This is a genomic window from Flagellimonas meishanensis (assembly GCF_019880545.1).
Classification (GTDB): domain Bacteria; phylum Bacteroidota; class Bacteroidia; order Flavobacteriales; family Flavobacteriaceae; genus Flagellimonas; species Flagellimonas meishanensis.
The window spans coordinates 1,345,154-1,364,571 of sequence record NZ_JAINVW010000003.1 but is presented as its reverse complement, the minus strand read 5'-3'; the positions used below and the strand labels follow the sequence as shown (position 1 = coordinate 1,364,571).

Below are 19,418 nucleotides of genomic sequence, written 5' to 3'. Positions count from 1 at the left end.
TGTTTATTGAAGTAATTTGTAGGCCCTTAAAGGACCATTGTTCGCTGCGCTTAGCAAAAACATTTCCTTGCCAGCATTGGTAAAGGTATCCAAACTTTTTACATTGCCTTCCAGCCAAAGACCCGAATCCTGCTGAGGCACACTGGTGTAACCATCTTTGCCATTGGAGAGCAGTACAATTCCAGAAATAGCGTCCAACCTTGGGGTTTCCACTTCCGTTTCATAGATGTTTCCTGCCGCAACAATGTCCTCAAAACCATCATGATTGATATCCATAAAGACACAATCCATGAGAGGAAAGGTTTGTACATCTATTGGTAGCACGGCTTTTTCAAATTGGTTGTCACCCTTGTTGATCAATATGATGGACTGGAACTCCGTAACGCTGTTTTCATACGAATTTTCGAGCTTTTCACCATAGATGTCCACCAAACTTGCATTGGCAAATTCAGAGTAAGTTTCAAATTTTTCTTTGATAAAGGGCATTTGTTGTGATGAACATTCCCTTCCCCTAACCGGCACATAGGTATCGTGGTATTTTTTGCTCAAAACAATGTCATTGGTCCCATTGTCATCAAAGTCGGTGGCGTAAACCTTAAATGGTTTTTCTGGAGATGCCTTAAATTTGATGTTGAGGCCAACATTGCCAACCACATAATCCTTTAAGCCATCCTTATTGACATCAGTCTCATGTACTGAAAACCACCAGCCTTTTTCGCTTAAAATGGGATTTCCTTCGGAAACATTTTCAAAAACACCTTTTTTGTTAAGAAACACACCTACACCGGTCCATTCACCAACTGCAATGAAATCTTCCCATCCGTCGTTGTTCACATCTGTGGTTTGGATATCATTGACAATGCCAAAATTCAGCAATTGGGGCGCTACTTTCTGGGTTACGTCAATCAATTCACCATCCCTGTTCTCATATAAAGTGGATGATTGCGGATTGGGATATTTTTTTGGGATGACCCTGTTGCCCACCAAAATATCATTGTCACCATCTTTATCAAAGTCTATGATAGAGACAGACTTTCCATTTTTTGGATAAGATCTCAATGCGCCCATGTCCTTTTTGTTGAACTGTCCTTTCCCATTGTTGATGTAGAGTCTATCGGTATGATAGGAAGAATGTTCCTCAAATTCGTTTCCTCCGCTTACCACGTATAGATCGAGATCTTGGTCCCCATCAAAATCAAAAAACACGGATTCCATATCCTCAAATTGAGCATCGTTGGAAAGGGCAGGGGATGTTATCTTTCTAAATCCAGAGGTTGTTTGTACGAAAAGCTGCCCAGGTTGTCCGGAGGCACCCCCAATATGAAGGTCCATTAATCCATCGTTGTTTATATCCCCTTTGGTGATAAAGGGCCCCATGGTGGACTGCTTGTAGGGCAGTAATATTTCTATTTCAAAATCATCATACGCATTTTCGACATGTGCATAATCCAAACCTGCAATAGGATGATTTCCCCGTTCAAAGAATTTTCCTGGCCAGGATTTTTGCGGAATGGGAGTGGACGCATCCTTTTTATGGAATGTGAGTGTGGTATTGGCGGGGACATTGAATTTTTGCTCCATTTTCCCATTTTTCCAATATATGGTCACCGTGTCCACGGTTGAATGCGGACCCAATCCAAAAAACGCAATGTTTTCCTGTGCTGAGCGGTAGCCCCGTACCCTTTTCACCTCTATCATTTGGGTATGGTCACCCATCTGTATTTCTACTTTGGCAAACTCTTCCGAAGAATCCCCTTTGGGAATCACTTTGAGATAATTGCCCAACTTTTTTTCAATGGATAGGTTTTGATAAACAAAAGCCTCTTCGTCCATATTGTTGATGACAATATCCAAATCGCCATCGTTGTCCAAATCACCGGAAGCGGCTCCATTACTGAATGAAAAATCACCCATGCCCCAATCGTCTGAAACGTTTTCATAAACAAGGTCCGAATTTCTCTTGTACATGATATTTGGTAATTTTTCTGACGGCATGGACTCATACAGTCTTTGTTTTACCTCCAGCGGGACTTGGGAACCGTATTTTTGCCGAGCGTCAAAAACCTTTCTTTGCAAATCGTTGTCCAGTGCGTACCGGCGATACCCATTGGTCACATGGATTTCTTTATGGCCATCCAAATCGAAGTCGTTCATAAGCACGGACCAACTCCAATCGGTATTGGCAACCCCGGATAGTTGTGAAATGTTGTTGAATTTTCCATTGCCGATATTCTTCTGCAAAGAATTGTACATATATTGATAATGGAACCCGGCTTTGTTCACTAGATAATCAAATCGCTGGGTATTCATGGATGCCATTAGGGTTTTGGAACGCACATGATCGTTGGCAGCCATGTCCAATACAAAAATGTCCTGTAGATTGTCATTGTCCACATCGGCAATGTCAATACCCATACCGTAGAAAGATATCTGCTCGGTGGATTCTTTGATGGTATCTGAGAAAGTACCATCCTGGTTGTTCATGTATAGCACATCGGGAAGGTAGTAGTCACTCGCCATATAGATGTCCATCCATCCATCTTCGTTGATGTCAGAGATGGCCAAACCAAGACCGAATATGGGTTTTTGCATTCCCGCCTGTTTGGTGACATCTACAAACTTGCCACCATCATTTCTATATAAATGCGAGGAATTGAAATAAATGGTTTCCTCATTGGCTGTTGCATATCTGCCAAAGGTAATGGGGTCCATTCCATAAAGCTCATTTTCATTCATCACGAGGCAGTCCAAATCACCATCTTTGTCAAAATCAAAAAAAGCGGATTGCGTACTGATTCCCATGTCTGCAAGGCCATAGTGTTCTGCCATTTCTTGAAAAGTGCCGTCCTGTTGGTTGATTAAAAGCAGGTTTTTCCGATTGTCACGGATATTGGGGCCGCCTTGGGAAACATAAATGTCCATCCAGCCGTCTGTATTGATATCTACAAAGGTGACACCATTGGACCAGTCCTTGCCAGTATTGATATTGGCAGTTTCGGTTACATCGTTGAATATAAGATTGCCTTGGTTTAGATATAGCTTGTTTGGCAATTGGTTTCCACAGAAGAAAATGTCCAGGAGACCGTCATTGTTCAAATCTTCCAGACCCACTCCCGCACCGTTGTAGAAATAGTCGTAGTCGAAAAGGTTTTGCATGGAAGACACATCGTGTTTGATTGTATTGGCGAAGCTTATTCCAGTCATTTCAGAGCTAGTCCGTTCAAATATCCTTTTTGTTTCGGATAGTGCAGAGAGTGGGGTTTTATCCTCTTTATCTCCCTCCGCACAATTTGAAAAAAATGACAAAATTAGTATTGGACAAATATGGCGAAGAACAGAAAAAATGCTTTGAATAGAGTTGTCTGGCCCCACACTACTAAAATTAGGTTCTGATCTATTGGAAAACACGTAACAGGAATTTAGTTTGCGTTGTAAAATTACCAAGTATGTTCCACAAATTAAATTTATAATTCATAAAATAGTTTTCTTCTTTTTCTCAGTGATTGGTTCTCAGTACAATTGGTCATTAAAGAAAAAGGGCATCCAGTATTGGATGCCCTTTTTTTAAAAAGACTGTAATCTATTTATTCACAGACCAAAAGGGTCACTGGACCGGGTGTAATAAATGGTCCACCGTCCGCAGCAGCATTTCCGTTTGGATCCAAGATTCTGAAGATATGCTCTTCCTCGAAGTTGCCGGGCACATATACAATCAACAAAGTGACAGCACCTTCAGGAACGGTGAAGGTGGCCTCGCCGCTTTCACCATTTTCCAAGGTAAAGGTCTCTGTCTCACCATCATCAACTGTAACCTCAAAGAGAGCACCGTCCCATCCGTCGCCGAATGTATCAGTAAACTGGATTGTGTACTCACCTGGGAACGGTGCATCCGCGTTAAGCTGGATACATTCCGTAACGATAACGGGATCAAAGAATTCATCACCTATGTCGTTCTCATTGTCCACGGTCACTACACGCCCATCGGCGGTAACAATCTCATAACGAATGTTGAACCCATCGTTCAGGCCAAGGTCGTCGAACGTAAGGTTAGGCCCATAGAGGTCATCAAGGGCAATAACAAAATCAAGAGTGGCAATCCCATCTTCGCCAACGGTAAAGTCAGTGGCAATGTCAAATGTGGCATAAAGAGCCTCAGGCTCTGAAAGATTGGGCTCACCCTCACCGATGCTCCTATCAACAAACCTACGGTATACGTTCAAGGTCTCCACCAGGCCTGCATCGATCAACAGGGAATCCCCGATGCTGATGGTCACAGCATAGTCATCATTGGGATTGGTAAGCGATACCTCGTTCGCGTTGACGTCCTCAAGTTCAAATTCGATGCCATCATCCACATCATAGGTATACTGGAACGGGGAGCTGAAAAAGGATCCACCGCTCACCGTACCGGTCGGGGACGAAGCATCGAACGAACGACCATCGGTAAGGAATAGTTCCATGTCAATGATGAACTGGTCACCCGGAAGGATGTCCAGAAGTGTAAGTCCTGTGGCGGTCAAAAGCTCTCCGAGGGTGGCACTGTAGTCAAAGCTAGGGAGTCCATCAGTGGAACCGAACTCGGTGATGGTGGCCAGGGCCACATCGGATACTGAGTCGTCCGTTGTCCCGTTGTTGTCCACAAAGCTTACGGTTATCTCAACCCTGTCCAACAAATCGCCATCCCCACGGTCCTGTTCCTGTATGGACCAGGAAAGCACGGCGCTCTCGTCGAACATGTCCAGTGCCCCGTCCTCGTCCAAGGTCCTAAGGACTGCACCCGAGGTGAAAGTGTCCTGTACCAGGAGCGTGATCTTATCGTCCTCGCTACAGGCAGTCACGAGGACCACCAATGCGAGCAGTATATATGTCTTGAAATTTTTCATGAATCTTGTTTTTATAATCATTGCAGTTTTTTATTAGTTAGCTGGGGGCACCCCGTTGTCGTCCCAGAAGACCGGCTGTTGCTGGTTGGCCTTTTGGGTGATGTTCGAGTTGTTGTTCACCGCATCCGTTGGATAGTACATGGACTGGATGAAGACGTCCGGGTTTGGCTCCAGGTTGGGCTGCAGGGTCGTTGGGAAGTTGGTCCTCCTGTAGAAGTTGTAGGGCTCTACACCATTGCCAAAGTGGGCCACAAAATACTGCTCACCGATTATGTCCCATTTGCCATTGTTGTCTGCCTCGTCAAAGGCTATGGTCAATTCGTTGATGAACCCGCTTATGTCACCTGCAGAAGGGGCGAACGAAGCATCGGCGCTCCCCAGTCTTGGAGTGGAGAAGGCCAGGACCTTTTCGATGGACTTGGTGACCGCATTGATAAGGGCTGTCTGTGCCGCGGGAACGTTCCCGGCCACCATGGCCCTTTCGGCCAACATAAAGTCCACGCCAAAGGCGGTCAACAGGTTACTGATCCCGTTCCCTCCGGTCCCGGAATTCGGGCCTGTCTCGGCAAAGGTGTCATCGTCAAAAAGCCCGCCCACGGGATACACGCCATAAACTGTCCTCAAAAGACCATCAGGTGGGATACCGTCGGCATCCCCATGGTCACGTCCCCAGTAGCCATTGGGCAGGGAACAGAACGTAAAGCCGCCGTTAACATAGTGCGCCGGTGGCGTGTTCAATGAACAGGTCAAGGTTTCCTCATCAGGGTCTATCCCAGGGGCACCGGGGGTAGCATTGTTCTGACGGTAGAAATAGTACCGAATCCTAGGGTCATCCGAGGTGTCCATCAGGTTCATGAGCCAGTTGGACATGTATTCGTTAGCTCCTGCATCCTGATAGTTGATACCGAACCTTGGGTGCCTTGTATCGGGCTGTGTGGCACTGGAGGCTGGCCACTCCCAGAGCATGTCCTCCGAGGTGTCTGTAATGTAGTTACCGCTGGCGACGATGGCGTCGAAGGCCGAAAGGGCACTTCCGTCCACCAAACGTGTCTGGAGATAGATCTTCATCTTTAAGGTATTGGCCGCCTTGGTCCATAGATCATAGTCATTACCATAATAGAAATCCACAACGGGATCTGATGCCGCATCACTCGCAAAGTTGGCAATGGCCTGGTTCAAAAGGGCCAGACTGGCAGCATAGATGCTCTCGCCACTATCCACGGCAGGGTTGAAATTGGGCTCCCCAGATTCGGCCTGTATGGCCTCTGTATAGGGAACGTCCCCGAAGAAGTCAACCATGCTTACCATAAGGAAGGCCTCTATGAACTGGGCTATCCCTAAGTGGTGGGTAAGCTCAGCCTCCTCGGCCAAGGGCTGCATCTGACGGATATCGTTCAAAATACCCTGATAGGCATTGGCCCATTCGTCATTCATATCGGAGCCTTGGTAGGCACTCAAGTAGTTCCTTCCCGATAGGTTAACGATCCGGGTGAGTTCCATACCCAACTCGTTGAAACCGTCCCCAGTGGTATTACCTCCAGAGGCCCAGTTATCGTTTGCGTCAAAATCCGCATCACCCTCAAACTGTCGGATAAAGTCTTCCTGGATTGAGCTCAGGAAGAAATCAGGGTTTGCCTGATCAGGGGTGAGTGCGTTGGGGTTCGCTGTGAGATCCAGTTCGGTCGTCTCACAGGAAACCATCGCAAGGGTGGTCCCAAGGACCGCTATTGCTATATATTTATTGATATTTCTCATTATTCTCATAGTTTTTTTATTCTTAGAATGTTGCTTTTACGCTCAGACCGTACCTTCTGGAACTTGGACCGTTAATGAAGTCGAAGCCCTGTCCGTTAGAAACGCCAAGACCGGCCGTGTTGGGGTCAAAGTTGGCGCCCTTGGGTGTGTTGAAGGCCCTGAACCATAGGTTTTGTCCTGAAACGGTGAAACTGAGTGCCCCGAAAGGAGTCTTGTCCAAGAACTTCTTGGGAAGCGCATAGCTCAAAGAGGCCTCCTGCAAACGCAAGGTGGTAGCATCATAAACCTGCATTTCGTTGGGACCAAACAATACATTGCTGAACCAGAAGTCGGAGTTGTTGATCTGCAGATTGTTGGGATTGCCGTTGGCATCAACACCAGGTAGGATGTATGTATCCTCTCTGTCGATGGTCTCTGTAATCAGTCCCCTTCCCAAAAGGGTCGAAATGGTACTGGAGTATACATCCCCACCTTGGGTATAGTTCCATTGGAACCCTAAGGTGAAGTTCTTGTAGGAGACAGAGTTGATTACGTTAGCCACCCAGTCCGGGTTGGGGTCACCTATAATACCATCCTCGGGATCTTGTACAAAGTAGCCATCGGCCCCAATTACAAAGTCCCCGTTGGCATCCCTTAAGATTTTACTACCAAAGAGCACGCCCAATGGCTCTCCCTCTATGGCAGCGTTACCGAGGTTTGAGAATCCAGAGTACACCACTTGATCGGTATCAAGACCCAAATCCGTGACTGTGGTCTCGTAAGCGGTGAAGTTAACATTGGTCCTCCAGGAGAACCCACCTTCTTCATTGGCCCTGAACCATTCTACACCAAGGTCCATCTCCACTCCCTCGGATTCTATCTCCCCGATGTTGGTGGAGGTCCTCAGGAACCCTGTGGCCGGATCAAGGAACCTGTCCAAAATCAAATCGTTGGTGGTTCGCTGATATACTGAAGCATCAAAGGTGATCCGGTTGTTCCACCATCTGGACTCCACACCTAGCTCAATCTCTTCGAGTGTTTCTGGTTGGAGGTTCTCGTTGCCTAGACGGGTACCGGTTGTATTGGTCACAACGTTCTGTCCCGAACCGTCCTGCACGTCCTGTGCATCAAGGAACAGGGTGCTCACAGTGGGATAGTTGCTAGATCCCGCATCAAAGTTCGCGGATACCCCAATGCCCCCACGTATCTTCAGGTAGTTGAGGATGTTCTCGGACTTGAGCCCATCAAAAGCTGCTGTTGGGATAAATGACACACTGGCACTTGGGTAGAACTGCGTCCTGTTGTCCTTGGCGAAATTGGATACCCAGTCGTTCCTTCCGGCCAATGTCACATAGACCATGTTGTCATAATCGAAGTCGGCTTGTCCGTAGACCCCAACGATGTTCTGCTCCACAAATGTCTGAATCTCATTCTGGTTTAGGAAGTTGAAGTGCCTAAGGACGCCGAACACCTGCTGGCCATCACTGGCCACACCGTTCTGGTCGAAGACGGTCCTCCTTGAGGTGGCCCCCAAGTTAAAGGTAGAGCCCACCTTGTCCGTTATATCATAGTCACCATTAAGCACCAGGTTGTGGTCCCAGATGGTGTTGGTGTTGTTCCAGGTCTCGTAGAAACCGCTGGCCAACCTCACGTCACCACTGTTACTGTTGATACCCCCTTTGTTCTGGAGGTTTACGTTGTTCTCGCTGTAGACATCGATACCCGCACGATAAATAATGTTGAGGTTGTCGCTGATGTCATATTGCACGGTGGCCTGCCCGAAAACCCTGTTGGTCTCCTGGCTGCTCTCGGCATTGGCCACTGTCCACAACGGGTGCTGTATTGAGTTGTTCTGGCGGTAGTACACACTTCCACCAGTAATGGGGTTCTGGAAGGGAAGTCCCTGTACGTCGATGCTCCTTGGGGTGAACCAAAGGTCACCGAACACTGAGGAACCTGAGCCTGTAGCTCCGTTACCCTGGCTAAGTGCCACGGGAGGGGAGATAAACTTGGTCCTTGCGAAGTTCAGCGTACCCGCCACTGTAAATTTGTTGGACAGGATGGCGCGGCCCCCGACTGAAAGGGTATTACGCGTCACACTGTTGTTCGGGGTGAACCCGTTGTCCTTTAGGTAACCATAGTTAAGGTTATACCCGATCTTGCCATCATCCGATGCCCCGCGCACGTTGATGGAGGTGTTGGCCACCGCCCCGGTCTTGAAGAACTTATCGACACTGTCATAGGGCCTCCACTCATATACCGCTCCCTGGAATTCTGGAAAGGCGGCCTGGATGGCACTGGTAGATGTTGAATAGGGATGGCGCAAAAAGCCAGGGGCACCTGATTGGGTCCCGTTTATGGCCGGTTGTAAGCCCCATCCAGAAGGTCCCTCCCTTCGGAAGTTAGGTCCCCAGTTACTGAAGAACCACCCAAAGTTTTGGTCGAAACCGTTACCGTACTCGTCCTGGTAGTCCGGAAGCGAGGCTATCTCGTTGAAGAACAGGGATGAGTTCACAGTGATCTCGGTCTTCTTTGGACCGGAGGCCCCTGCGGATCCACCTTTGGTGGTGATAAGAATGACCCCGTTACGTCCTTGGGAACCATATAGTGTTGCTGCCGCCAGACCCCTGAGCACGTTCACGCTCTCTATACTGTTCGGGTCAAGGTCAAGGAAACGGGAAGAACCGTTGTTACCGTTGACAAAATCCTGACGGTCACCCTGTCTTCCGACCGAGTTCGTATCGGAACTGAACGGGACACCGTCCACGATAAACAGCGCTTGGTTGCTACCACTGAAAGTAGATTGGCCACGGATGACCACGTTGGTCGCGGAACCGGACAGACCGCTCTGGTTGGTGATCTGTACACCGGCAGCCTTACCCTGGAGCACCCTGGCGACATCGCCCTCTGGGCGCGACTCCAATTGCTCCTCGCCGACCTCGGTCACCGCATAGCCAAGTGCCTGCTTTTCCCTTTTGATACCAAGGGCCGTCACAACAACCTCCTCAAGGGCCTGGGTGTCCTCCTCCATCTGAACGTTCACAACGCTCGCCGCGCCAACGACCCTCCGGGAAGGTCTCTGCCCTATATAGGTGAAAAGCAGTGCCTGGCCCTCGCTTGCACTGATCGCGTAATTTCCATCGAAATCTGTTTGGGTACCATTAGTGGTCCCTTCAACGACAATGTTGACCCCAGGCAACGGAAGTCCGTCAGCATCCGTGACGGTACCTGTAATCGTCTTGTCTTGTGCAAAGGAAACATGCACAACAAACGCCAATAATAGCGTTAACAATCCATTAAGTTTTGTTCTCATTTTAAAATTATTTGAATTAGCTAGCCGCTAAAATCATAATTTCATGTTAATAATCCAAACTAATTTTACTAAATTTTTATTCAGGCCATAGTAAATACGTTTACTTCAAAATCCTTATGGTTTATTATGGACCCTGCAATTTGTTCATCCTGTAATTGTTCAAACTGCAAATAGTGAGGAAAGGAATACGGTGTTAGACCAATGATATCAACCAAAACGTTTTCACGGTATATCACTTTATTAACAATATACCTTAATATATATACTTGTTTATTTTTTTATGGACCGAATCGAAAAGAGGCAAAAACACATGAAGCCTATTTCCTGTTGTCTTTAAAAATTTTAAGAAATTCACAACCGAACCTTAATAGATTACCTAAAGGATGAGAGAATAATTCTGTTGGAATCATCATGGAGGGTTACGGTTAAGGCCCTGGTTTGAATTTGGAAAAGATGTTTTTTTGGGTGGTAATCAAATTTAATCTTTCAGGATTTGAATTATTCCGAAATATCACTACATTTGCAGCCCTCAAAATGAGGGTTATTTAGTTTTATAATAGAAATTTAATGCCAACAATTTCACAATTAGTACGAAAAGGAAGAGCCACAATTACCAAGAAGAGTAAATCGGCTGCTTTGGATTCGTGTCCCCAAAGAAGAGGGGTGTGTACGCGTGTTTACACTACTACGCCTAAAAAACCAAACTCCGCAATGCGTAAAGTTGCAAGGGTAAGGTTGACCAACGGCAAGGAAGTGAACGCCTACATTCCAGGAGAGGGACACAACCTGCAAGAGCACTCGATAGTATTGGTTAGAGGTGGAAGAGTAAAGGATTTGCCTGGTGTGCGATACCACATTGTCCGAGGGGCGTTGGATACTGCCGGAGTGGCGGGGAGAACGCAACGAAGGTCAAAGTATGGTGCAAAGCGTCCTAAAAAGTAATCAACTTTAAGAAGAAGCAATGAGAAAAAAGCAGGCAAAGAAAAGACCATTGTTGCCAGACCCAAGATTTAACGATCAATTGGTCACTCGTTTTGTGAACATGATGATGTGGGATGGCAAGAAATCAATTGCATTCAAGATATTTTATGATGCAATTGACATAGTCGACGAAAAAAACACGAACGAAGAAAAAACTGGACTGGATCTTTGGAAAGACGCACTTTCCAACGTTATGCCCCATGTTGAGGTAAGGAGTAGAAGAGTGGGTGGAGCAACGTTCCAGATTCCAATGCAGATTCGTCCGGACAGAAAGATATCCACAGCCATGAAATGGTTGATCAGCTACTCAAGAAAGCGTAACGAGAAATCAATGGCCCAAAAATTGGCCGCTGAGATTCTGGCTGCGTCAAAAGAAGAAGGTGCCGCTGTGAAGAAAAGAGTGGATACCCATAAAATGGCTGAGGCCAATAAAGCATTCTCACACTTTAGATTCTAATCAAGAAAATGGGAAGAGATTTAAAATATACAAGGAATATAGGTATTGCAGCGCATATTGATGCTGGGAAAACAACTACCACGGAACGTATTCTTTTTTATACAGGTGTGAGCCACAAAATTGGTGAGGTGCACGATGGTGCCGCTACCATGGACTGGATGGAGCAAGAGCAGGAGCGTGGTATCACCATTACCTCTGCCGCTACCACATGTACCTGGCAGTTCCCAACGGAGCAGGGCAAGCCTACAAGCGATGCACACGGTTATCACTTTAATATTATCGATACCCCCGGTCACGTGGACTTTACCGTTGAGGTAAACCGTTCACTTCGTGTTTTGGACGGGCTGGTTTTCCTTTTCAGCGCTGTTGACGGTGTTGAGCCCCAGTCCGAGACTAACTGGAGGTTGGCCGATAACTATAAAGTGCCCCGTATTGGTTTCGTAAATAAAATGGACCGTCAGGGATCGAATTTCTTGCTTGTGTGCAAGCAAGTTCGTGAAATGTTGGGTTCCAATGCCGTGCCGATTGTATTGCCAATAGGTGACGAGGCCGATTTTAAAGGGATTGTTGACTTGGTAAAGAACAGGGCTATCGTATGGCACGATGACAATTTTGGGTCCACTTTCGATATTGTTGATATTCCAGCAGAAATGCAAGATGAAGTAAAGGAGTTCAGAGCTGCATTGATTGAAGCAGTTGCGGAATATGATGAGGCTTTGATGGAGAAATTCTTCGAGGACGAAGACTCCATCACCGAGGATGAAGTGCATGCAGCACTTCGTGCAGCTGTAATGGACAGGGCCATCATCCCAATGGTATGTGGTTCTTCCTTCAAGAATAAGGGAGTTCAATTCCTTTTGGATGCCGTTTGCCGTTACCTGCCATCTCCATTGGACAAGGACGCTATAATCGGTGTAAATCCCGATACAGAAAAAGAAGAAAAAAGAAAACCAGACCCAAAAGAACCGTTTGCTGCCTTGGCTTTCAAGATTGCAACCGATCCTTTCGTAGGGCGTCTGGCCTTCTTTAGAGCATATTCCGGTAGATTGGATGCTGGTTCTTATGTATTGAACAATCGTTCAGGAAACAAGGAGCGTATTTCTCGAATCTACCAGATGCATGCCAACAAACAGAATGCCATCGACTTTATCGAGGCAGGAGATATTGGTGCAGCCGTTGGATTTAAGGACATCAAAACAGGGGATACCCTTTCTGATGAGAAACACCCGATCGTTTTGGAGAGTATGAACTTTCCAGATCCCGTTATCGGTATCGCTGTGGAGCCAAAAACAAAAGCTGATGTTGATAAATTGGGCATGGCTTTGTCCAAATTGGCAGAAGAGGATCCTACTTTCCAAGTAAAAACTGATGAAGCTTCAGGCCAGACCATCATTTCAGGTATGGGCGAGCTTCACCTGGATATCATTGTCGACCGTTTGAGACGCGAGTTCAAGGTAGAGGTAAACCAAGGTCAACCGCAGGTTGAATACAAGGAATCTTTAACCGCAATGGCCAACCACAGGGAAGTTTACAAGAAACAAACCGGTGGTCGAGGTAAGTTTGCGGACATTGTGTTTACCATGCAGCCTGCGGAAGAAGGTAAAGTTGGATTGGAGTTTGTCAATGAGATCAAAGGAGGTAACATTCCTAAAGAATATATCCCATCCATAGAAAAAGGATTCAGGGAAGCCATGAAAAATGGTCCTCTGGCCGGATTTGAGATGGATAGTATGAAAATTACCCTTAAGGACGGATCTTTCCACCCTGTGGATTCCGATTCATTGTCCTTTGAACTTGCAGCCAGATTGGGTTACAAAGTTGCCGCCAGGGCCGCTAGGGCCGTATTGATGGAGCCTATCATGAAGTTGGAGGTGCTTACCCCAGAAGAGAACATGGGTGACATTGTAGGTGACTTGAACCGTAGAAGAGGTCAAGTGAACAATATGGACGACAGGGCAGGTTCCAAGGTTATCAAGGCCGAGGTACCGCTATCGGAAATGTTTGGATACGTAACCTCGTTGAGAACACTATCTTCAGGTAGGGCAACTTCCACCATGGAATTTTCCCACTACGCAGAAACACCTTCCAACATAGCAGAAGAGGTAATTAAAGCAACAAAAGGGGTAACCGCTTAATTTTCAGCAAGATGAGTCAAAAAATTAGAATAAAATTAAAGTCTTACGATCATAATTTGGTGGACAAATCTGCTGAAAAGATCGTGAAAACGGTGAAGACAACAGGTGCTGTCGTTACAGGCCCCATTCCGTTACCGACGCATAAAAAGATATTTACGGTTTTGCGTTCACCGCACGTGAACAAAAAATCTAGGGAGCAGTTCCAATTGAGCTCGTACAAAAGACTTTTGGATATATACAGCTCCTCGTCAAAAACCATTGATGCCCTTATGAAGCTAGAGCTTCCCAGCGGTGTTGAGGTTGAGATAAAAGTATGATGATGTTTTCGTCCTTGGGCGAAAATGACATGTCCTGGACGACGGTCCAGGAAAAACGGTGAAAGAAAAAAATCTGGGTCAGAGCAGAGTCTTTTCTTGACCCAATTTTTTTGCCAGGAAATTGGCGCAACAAAAAAGTAAACAAGTAATAATTAATAAATATGTCTGGGTTAATAGGAAAAAAAATCGGTATGACCAGCATCTTTGACGAGAATGGAAAGAACATTCCATGTACCGTTCTTGAGGCTGGACCATGCGTGGTTACCCAAGTCAGAACCGAAGAGGTGGACGGGTACAATGCCCTTCAGCTTGGTTTCGATGACAAGGCAGAAAAACGTGCTAATAAGGCCGAATCCGGCCACTTTAAAAAGGCAGGTGCTTCTCCTAAGAAGAAAGTCGTTGAGTTCCAAGGGTTTGAAGGAGAATACAAATTAGGGGACACCGTAGGTGTAGACCTATTTGTAGAAGGAGAATTTGTGGATGTCGTAGGTACATCAAAAGGAAAAGGATTCCAAGGAGTTGTCAAGCGACATGGTTTTGGTGGAGTTGGTCAAGCGACCCACGGCCAGCACAACAGATTGAGGGCGCCTGGTTCCATTGGTGCAGCTTCTTATCCTGCAAGGGTTTTCAAGGGAATGCGAATGGCCGGTAGAATGGGTGGTGAGCGAGTGACCGTTCAAAACCTTAGAGTATTGAAAGTTGTGCCAGAAAAAAACCTTTTGGTAGTAAAAGGTTGCGTGCCAGGGCACAAAAATTCATATGTAACTATACAAAGGTGGCAATAATGAAGGTAGCAGTTTTAGATATCAAAGGAAAAGAAACCGGAAGAAAGGTAGACCTTTCTGACGATGTTTTCGCCATAGAGCCGAATGAGCATGCCATCTATTTGGATGTAAAGCAATACTTGGCGCACCAAAGACAAGGTACCCATAAAGCCAAGGAAAGGGCTGAGATTACAGGTAGTACCCGAAAAATCAAAAAGCAAAAAGGTACTGGTACCGCCAGGGCCGGTAGCATAAAGTCTCCTGTTTTTAGGGGTGGTGGTAGGATTTTTGGTCCAAGACCAAAGGATTATACCCAAAAGCTTAACAAAAACCTGAAGCGATTGGCCCGTAAATCGGCCTTGAGCATCAAATCAAAGGAGAAAGCTTTGGTTGTGGTTGAGGACTTCAATTTTGATGCACCCAAGACCAAGGAATTTGTGGCCTTTTTGAGCTCTTTGGGCTTGGAAAACAAAAAGTCCCTGATTGTGTTGGGCGGTACAAATAATAACGTATATTTGTCGTCGCGTAATTTGGAGCGTTCCGAAGTCGTAACCAATTCAGAATTAAGCACTTACAAGATTGTTAATGCAAATAGCATCGTGCTTACCGAGAGTGCTTTGGAAGGAATTGAAACGAACCTAAAGAAATAGAAGTATCATGAGTGTGTTGATAAAACCGATCATTACGGAAAAAATGACCGCTGATAGCGAGCTTTTCAATCGTTATGGCTTCTATGTTGACCCAAAGGCCAACAAGTTGGAGATCAAGGAAGCGGTAGAGGCGACTTATGGTGTTTCCGTGGAAAAGGTGAGAACCATGAACTATGGACCCAGCAGAAGAAGCCGTTATACCAAGACCGGAGTGCAGCATGGAAAAACAAACGCCATGAAAAAGGCAATTGTTGATGTGGCCGAAGGAGATATAATTGATTTTTACAGCAATCTATAAAGACAAGAAATGTCAGTTAGAAAATTAAAACCGATAACCCCTGGTCAGCGTTTTAGAGTAGTAAACGGATTTGACGCGATTACTACTGATAAGCCGGAAAAAAGCTTGCTTGCTCCGTTAAAAAAGACAGGTGGTAGGAACAGTCAAGGAAAAATGACCATGCGCCATAGAGGTGGAGGTCATAAAAGAAGATATCGTATCATCGATTTCAAGAGGGACAAGCAGGATATGGATGCCACTGTGGTCTCCATCCAGTATGATCCCAACAGAACGGCGTTTATCGCCCTGGTTGAATATAAGGACGGTGAAAAAAGATATGTAGTGGCCCAAAACGGTATGCAGGTAGGGCAGAAAATTTCTGCTGGCTCCAATGCTGCCCCAGAAATTGGAAATGCACTTCCATTGAGTGAAATTCCTTTGGGTACCATTATCTCTTGTATAGAATTGAGACCTGGACAAGGAGCCGTTATGGCCCGAAGTGCTGGTACTTTTGCCCAGTTGATGGCCAAGGATGGAAAGTTTGTCACCATTAAATTGCCTTCTGGCGAGACCAGAATGATATTGGCCACTTGTTTGGCCACCGTTGGTGCAGTTTCCAATTCCGACCACCAGTTGTTGGTATCCGGTAAGGCCGGTAGGAGCAGATGGTTGGGTAGAAGACCACGTACAAGACCTGTTGCCATGAACCCTGTGGATCACCCAATGGGTGGTGGTGAAGGTAGGGCTTCAGGAGGTCACCCAAGATCTAGGAATGGTATTCCTGCAAAAGGATTTAGAACCCGTTCTAGGACCAAGGATTCGAATAGATATATCATAGAACGTAGAAAGAAATAAAAGAAAAGTAAATGGCACGTTCATTAAAAAAAGGACCTTACGTTCATCATAGTCTGGAGAAAAAAGTCCAGGCCAATATAGAATCAGGCAAGAAAACGGTTATCAAAACATGGTCAAGAGCCTCTATGATAACCCCGGATTTTGTGGGACAGACCATCGCGGTTCATAACGGTAGGCAATTTGTACCTGTTTATGTAACAGAGAACATGGTTGGTCATAAACTTGGTGAATTTTCGCCCACACGATCTTTTAGGGGTCATGCAGGTGCAAAAGACAAAGGAAAAAGGTAAGTAAGCTATGGGAGTTCGTAAAAGACAAACGGCCGAAAGGTTAAAGGAAGAAAAGAAGCAGCTTGCTATTGCAAAGCTTAACAATTGTCCAACATCACCTAGAAAAATGCGCTTGGTAGCCGACTTGGTGAGAGGAAAACAAGTGGAAAAGGCTTTGGCCATACTGAAGTTCAATCAAAAAGAGGCTTCAAGAAGATTGGAAAAGCTTTTGCTATCCGCCATTGCCAACTGGGAGGCTAAAAACGAGGAGGCCAACATAGAGGAAGCCGACCTTTATATTAAGGAAATCCGTGTGGATGGTGGAACCATGTTGAAGCGATTGAGACCGGCTCCACAGGGCAGGGCACATAGAATCAGAAAGCGTTCCAACCATGTCACCATGGTGTTGGAATCCAGTAACAACGTTCAAAGCTAGAAGAGAAAATATGGGACAAAAGACCAATCCAATAGGAAATCGCTTGGGAATTATCAGAGGATGGGAATCCAACTGGTATGGAGGAAACGATTACGGCGATAAGCTGGCTGAGGATGACAAAATAAGAAAATATGTCCATGCGCGATTGGCCAAGGCCAGCGTGTCAAGGGTGATCATAGAAAGAACCTTAAAGCTCATTACCATAACCATCACCACGGCAAGACCTGGGATCATTATCGGTAAGGGAGGACAAGAGGTGGATAAACTTAAGGAAGAGCTTAAGAAAATCACCAACAAAGAGGTTCAGATCAATATACATGAAATAAAAAGACCTGAACTGGATGCCAATTTGGTAGCAGCCAGTATAGCGAGACAGATTGAAAGCCGTATTTCTTACAGAAGGGCCATTAAAATGGCCATTGCCGCCGCAATGCGGATGAACGCTGAAGGAATAAAGGTCCAGATTTCCGGACGATTGAATGGGGCTGAGATGGCACGTTCAGAATCATACAAGGAAGGAAGGATTCCATTGTCCACCTTTAGGGCAGATGTTGATTATGCACTTCACGAAGCCCACACCACCTATGGCAGGTTGGGCATCAAGGTATGGATCATGAATGGTGAGGTTTATGGAAAGCGGGATTTGTCCCCATTAGTGGGCCTATCCTCCAAGAGCCCAGCAAAAGCAGGTAAGCAGGAAGGCAAAAAAGTACGCCGTAGAAAGTAATAAGATAAAGTAAGCGAAAATGTTACAGCCAAAAAGAACAAAGTTTCGTAAGGCCCAGAAAGGGCGTATGAAGGGAATTTCACAAAGGGGCCACCAGCTTTCCAACGGAATGTTCGGTATCAAGTCCTTGGATTCCGAATTCATTACCTCCCGTCAAATAGAGGCTGCACGTATTGCTGCGACAAGATATATGAAAAGACAAGGTCAGCTGTGGATCAAGATTTTTCCAGACAAGCCCATCACCAAAAAACCACTTGAGGTACGTATGGGTAAAGGAAAAGGTGCTCCAGAATATTGGGTGGCCGTGGTTAAACCAGGAAGAATCATGTTCGAGGTTGCCGGTGTTCCCATGGATATTGCCAAGGAAGCCTTGCGACTTGCGGCACAGAAATTACCGGTAAAGACCAAGTTTGTGGTAGCTAGGGATTATTCCGCTTAATTTTTAATTGAGAAGAAAGATGAGACAATCAGAAATAAAAGAACTTTCAATTGAAGAACTAAAGGAGAGGTTGGCCGAGTTCAAAAAGCAACATGCGGACCTAAAAATGGCACATGCCGTTACTCCTTTGGAAAATCCTTTACAAATACGGAACACAAGAAGGACCGTGGCACGACTTGCAACAGAATTAACAAAAAGGGAATTACAATAATTGGTTCTGCCTTATGGAAAACAGAAATTTAAGAAAAGAAAGAATAGGCGTTGTTACCAGCAACAAAATGGAGAAATCAATTGTGGTTTCTGAGGTAAAACGGGTTAAGCATCCCATGTACGGGAAATTCGTTTTGAAGACCAAGAAGTATGTAGCCCACGATGAGAAGAACGATTGCAACGAAGGTGACACCGTTAAAATAATGGAAACCAGACCCTTGAGCAAGACAAAGTGCTGGAGGTTGGTAGAAATCCTTGAAAGAGCTAAATAATTATGGTACAGCAAGAATCAAGACTAAAGGTTGCGGACAATACAGGTGCTAAGGAAGTGCTTACGATCCGTGTACTTGGAGGAACAAAAAGAAGGTATGCTTCCTTGGGTGACAAAATTGTAGTCACCGTAAAAGAAGCCACTCCAAATGGTACCGTAAAAAAAGGTTCGGTTTCAACAGCAGTTGTTGTTAGAACAAAGAAAGAAGTACGGAGACCTGATGGTTCCTACATCCGATTTGATGACAATGCCTGTGTATTGTTGAACCCTACGGGAGAGATGAGAGGCACACGGGTTTTTGGACCGGTTGCCAGGGAGCTTAGGGACAGACAGTTCATGAAGATTGTTTCATTGGCACCTGAAGTGCTTTAAAAGAAATACAAATGATCAAGTTGAAAATAAAGGTAGGGGATACTGTAACAGTCATAGCTGGTGACCACAAGGGCAGTGAAGGCAAGGTGCTTCGCGTGGACCGGGAAAAGAACAAGGCTATTGTGGAGGGCGTCAACATGGTGTCCAAGCATGAAAAGCCAAGTGCAAAGAACCCACAAGGAGGCATAATAAAAAAGGAAGCCCCCATGCACATTTCCAATCTATCATTGATCGATCCAAAGTCTGGCGAGGCCACACGGGTTGGATTTGAGATGAGGGACGGAAAGAAAGTAAGGTTTTCTAAAAAATCCAATGAAGTAATTTAGTC

The 19,418-nt window shown here is 45.8% G+C and carries 21 protein-coding genes; 17 read left to right on the top strand and 4 right to left on the bottom strand.

Features of this window, described 5'->3' with window-relative positions:
• Positions 1-3: 3 nt before the first annotated feature.
• Positions 4-3,156: a VCBS repeat-containing protein gene (locus tag K7G75_RS14280; protein WP_222984906.1), complete on the bottom strand. Its 3,153-nt coding sequence runs from the start codon at positions 3,154-3,156 to the stop codon at positions 4-6.
• On the opposite strand from K7G75_RS14280, the gene K7G75_RS14275 reads away from it, so the two are divergent.
• Positions 3,155-3,352 (top strand): hypothetical protein, encoded by a 198-nt coding sequence (locus K7G75_RS14275; protein WP_222984905.1) that lies wholly within the window; start codon positions 3,155-3,157, stop codon positions 3,350-3,352. The genes K7G75_RS14280 and K7G75_RS14275 overlap by 2 nt on opposite strands.
• 232 nt (positions 3,353-3,584) lie before the next feature.
• Here K7G75_RS14275 and K7G75_RS14270 read toward each other — a convergent pair whose 3' ends face one another.
• Genes K7G75_RS14270 through K7G75_RS14260 form a run of 3 tightly spaced genes read right to left on the bottom strand, consistent with a single transcriptional unit; the run spans position 3,585 to position 9,930 of the window.
• On the bottom strand, positions 3,585-4,883 hold the full coding sequence (locus tag K7G75_RS14270) for a hypothetical protein (RefSeq protein WP_222984904.1): 1,299 nt from the start codon (positions 4,881-4,883) through the stop codon (positions 3,585-3,587).
• Between the two features lie 33 nt (positions 4,884-4,916).
• The gene (locus K7G75_RS14265; protein ID WP_222984903.1) at positions 4,917-6,638 is read right to left on the bottom strand and encodes a SusD/RagB family nutrient-binding outer membrane lipoprotein; all 1,722 of its coding nucleotides are present in this window, start codon (positions 6,636-6,638) and stop codon (positions 4,917-4,919) included.
• A gap of 22 nt (positions 6,639-6,660) precedes the next feature.
• Positions 6,661-9,930 carry a SusC/RagA family TonB-linked outer membrane protein gene (locus K7G75_RS14260; RefSeq protein WP_222984902.1) on the bottom strand — a complete coding sequence of 1,090 codons (3,270 nt, stop codon included), beginning with the start codon at positions 9,928-9,930 and terminating at the stop codon, positions 6,661-6,663.
• A 567-nt stretch (positions 9,931-10,497) separates the two neighbouring features.
• Between K7G75_RS14260 and rpsL the strand changes: the two genes are divergently transcribed.
• The 16 genes from rpsL (at position 10,498) to rplX (ending at position 19,416) form a co-directional block, all read left to right on the top strand.
• The gene (rpsL, locus tag K7G75_RS14255; RefSeq protein WP_013305196.1) at positions 10,498-10,872 is read left to right on the top strand and encodes a 30S ribosomal protein S12; all 375 of its coding nucleotides are present in this window, start codon (positions 10,498-10,500) and stop codon (positions 10,870-10,872) included.
• A gap of 19 nt (positions 10,873-10,891) precedes the next feature.
• Positions 10,892-11,368, top strand: coding sequence for a 30S ribosomal protein S7 (rpsG, locus tag K7G75_RS14250; protein WP_222984901.1), 477 nt, complete (start codon positions 10,892-10,894; stop codon positions 11,366-11,368).
• 8 nt (positions 11,369-11,376) lie between these two features.
• Positions 11,377-13,503, top strand: coding sequence for an elongation factor G (gene fusA / locus K7G75_RS14245; RefSeq protein WP_222984900.1), 2,127 nt, complete (start codon positions 11,377-11,379; stop codon positions 13,501-13,503).
• An 11-nt stretch (positions 13,504-13,514) separates the two neighbouring features.
• Positions 13,515-13,820, top strand: a complete 306-nt coding sequence (gene rpsJ / locus K7G75_RS14240; protein ID WP_007094989.1) for a 30S ribosomal protein S10 — start codon at positions 13,515-13,517, stop codon at positions 13,818-13,820.
• A gap of 161 nt (positions 13,821-13,981) precedes the next feature.
• The gene (rplC, locus tag K7G75_RS14235) at positions 13,982-14,605 is read left to right on the top strand and encodes a 50S ribosomal protein L3 (RefSeq protein ID WP_222984899.1); all 624 of its coding nucleotides are present in this window, start codon (positions 13,982-13,984) and stop codon (positions 14,603-14,605) included.
• On the top strand, positions 14,605-15,234 hold the full coding sequence (gene rplD, locus K7G75_RS14230; protein ID WP_222984898.1) for a 50S ribosomal protein L4: 630 nt from the start codon (positions 14,605-14,607) through the stop codon (positions 15,232-15,234). Before rplC ends, rplD begins: the two co-directional genes overlap by 1 nt.
• A gap of 7 nt (positions 15,235-15,241) precedes the next feature.
• Positions 15,242-15,532: a 50S ribosomal protein L23 gene (rplW, locus tag K7G75_RS14225; protein ID WP_222984897.1), complete on the top strand. Its 291-nt coding sequence runs from the start codon at positions 15,242-15,244 to the stop codon at positions 15,530-15,532.
• 9 nt (positions 15,533-15,541) lie between these two features.
• On the top strand, positions 15,542-16,366 hold the full coding sequence (rplB, locus tag K7G75_RS14220; RefSeq protein WP_222984896.1) for a 50S ribosomal protein L2: 825 nt from the start codon (positions 15,542-15,544) through the stop codon (positions 16,364-16,366).
• Positions 16,367-16,377: 11 nt separating this feature from the next.
• Positions 16,378-16,656 carry a 30S ribosomal protein S19 gene (gene rpsS, locus K7G75_RS14215; RefSeq protein ID WP_222984895.1) on the top strand — a complete coding sequence of 93 codons (279 nt, stop codon included), beginning with the start codon at positions 16,378-16,380 and terminating at the stop codon, positions 16,654-16,656.
• A gap of 7 nt (positions 16,657-16,663) precedes the next feature.
• Positions 16,664-17,071 (top strand): 50S ribosomal protein L22, encoded by a 408-nt coding sequence (gene rplV / locus K7G75_RS14210; protein WP_222984894.1) that lies wholly within the window; start codon positions 16,664-16,666, stop codon positions 17,069-17,071.
• A 10-nt stretch (positions 17,072-17,081) separates the two neighbouring features.
• Complete coding sequence (gene rpsC, locus K7G75_RS14205; protein WP_222984893.1) at positions 17,082-17,798, top strand: 30S ribosomal protein S3; 717 nt, start codon at positions 17,082-17,084, stop codon at positions 17,796-17,798.
• Between the two features lie 19 nt (positions 17,799-17,817).
• On the top strand, positions 17,818-18,237 hold the full coding sequence (gene rplP / locus K7G75_RS14200) for a 50S ribosomal protein L16 (RefSeq protein ID WP_222984892.1): 420 nt from the start codon (positions 17,818-17,820) through the stop codon (positions 18,235-18,237).
• A gap of 19 nt (positions 18,238-18,256) precedes the next feature.
• Positions 18,257-18,448, top strand: a complete 192-nt coding sequence (gene rpmC / locus K7G75_RS14195; RefSeq protein WP_222984891.1) for a 50S ribosomal protein L29 — start codon at positions 18,257-18,259, stop codon at positions 18,446-18,448.
• 13 nt (positions 18,449-18,461) lie between these two features.
• Positions 18,462-18,719, top strand: coding sequence for a 30S ribosomal protein S17 (gene rpsQ, locus K7G75_RS14190; RefSeq protein WP_014032003.1), 258 nt, complete (start codon positions 18,462-18,464; stop codon positions 18,717-18,719).
• A gap of 2 nt (positions 18,720-18,721) precedes the next feature.
• Positions 18,722-19,090 (top strand): 50S ribosomal protein L14, encoded by a 369-nt coding sequence (gene rplN / locus K7G75_RS14185; protein ID WP_036379836.1) that lies wholly within the window; start codon positions 18,722-18,724, stop codon positions 19,088-19,090.
• Between the two features lie 11 nt (positions 19,091-19,101).
• Positions 19,102-19,416 (top strand): 50S ribosomal protein L24, encoded by a 315-nt coding sequence (rplX, locus tag K7G75_RS14180; RefSeq protein ID WP_222984890.1) that lies wholly within the window; start codon positions 19,102-19,104, stop codon positions 19,414-19,416.
• The last annotated feature ends 2 nt before the right edge of the window (positions 19,417-19,418 follow it).